Here is an 882-nt window from a genome sequence, read left to right on the forward strand (position 1 = left end):
CGTGGCCGAGGCGATGGCGGCCACCGAGTCCACCGCCTTCGCCGGGCGCCCGTTCACCGCCCTGTCCGGCGGCGAGCGGGCCCGGGTGGCGCTGGCCCGGGTGCTGGCCCAGCGCACCCCGCTGCTCCTGCTGGACGAGCCGACCGCCGCCCTCGACCTGCGCCACCAGGAGCTGGTGCTGCGGGTCGCCCGGGCCCGGGCCGCGGCCGGGGACGGGGTGGTCGTGGTGCTGCACGACCTGTCCCTGGCGGCGGCCTACGCGGACCGGGTGGTCCTGCTGACGGGCGGGGCGACGGTCGCGGACGGGCCGGTCGCCGAGGTGCTGCGGGCGCCGCTGCTCAGCGAGGTGTACGGGCACCCCGTCGAGGTGCTGGCGCACCCGCGCACCGGGGTGCCGCTGGTGCTGCCGGAGCGCTGAGCGCGTCGCCGGCGCTCAGTCCTCCAGGCGGAAGCCGACCTTGATGCACACCTGGTAGTGCTTGATCCGGCCGTCCTCCAGGTGGCCCCGGACCTGCGAGACCTCGAACCAGTCGAGGTTGCGCAGCGTCCGGGAGGCCCGCTCCACCCCGTTGCGGATCGCGGCGTCGACGCTCTCGGCCGAGGACCCGACGATCTCGGTCACCCGGTACACATGGTCGGTCATGGCGGACTCCCTCAGCTGTACGGACGCCCCCCGGTCCACCGTGCACCGACCCGGGTCCGCCCGCACCCCGACGGGTGGCCTCCGACGCCGCGGGCTGGTCCTAGAACGCCGCCCGCACCTCGCCGACCGGCACGCCGCCGCCGAGCAGCGGGGCCGCGCCGATCCGCTCGACGGTCCCGTCCGCCCCGGTCACCCCGAGCCGGCGCAGCGCGGCCGCCAGCACCGGGCCGCGGGCCCGC

The 882-nt window shown here is 77.6% G+C and carries 2 protein-coding genes; one reads left to right on the forward strand and one right to left on the reverse strand.

Annotated features, from left to right (window positions below):
• A partial coding sequence (locus AE652_RS42255; RefSeq protein ID WP_049661516.1) for an ATP-binding cassette domain-containing protein occupies window positions 1–418 on the forward strand: 418 nt, incomplete at its 5' end.
• 15 nt (window positions 419–433) lie between these two features.
• Here AE652_RS42255 and AE652_RS42260 read toward each other — a convergent pair.
• Entirely contained in the window at window positions 434–643 is a 210-nt protein-coding gene (locus AE652_RS42260) for a dodecin (RefSeq protein WP_049661518.1), read from the reverse strand.
• Between the last annotated feature and the right edge of the window lie 239 nt (window positions 644–882).

The sequence above is a fragment of the Kitasatospora sp. MY 5-36 genome (assembly GCF_001182915.1).
GTDB lineage: Bacteria > Actinomycetota > Actinomycetes > Streptomycetales > Streptomycetaceae > Kitasatospora.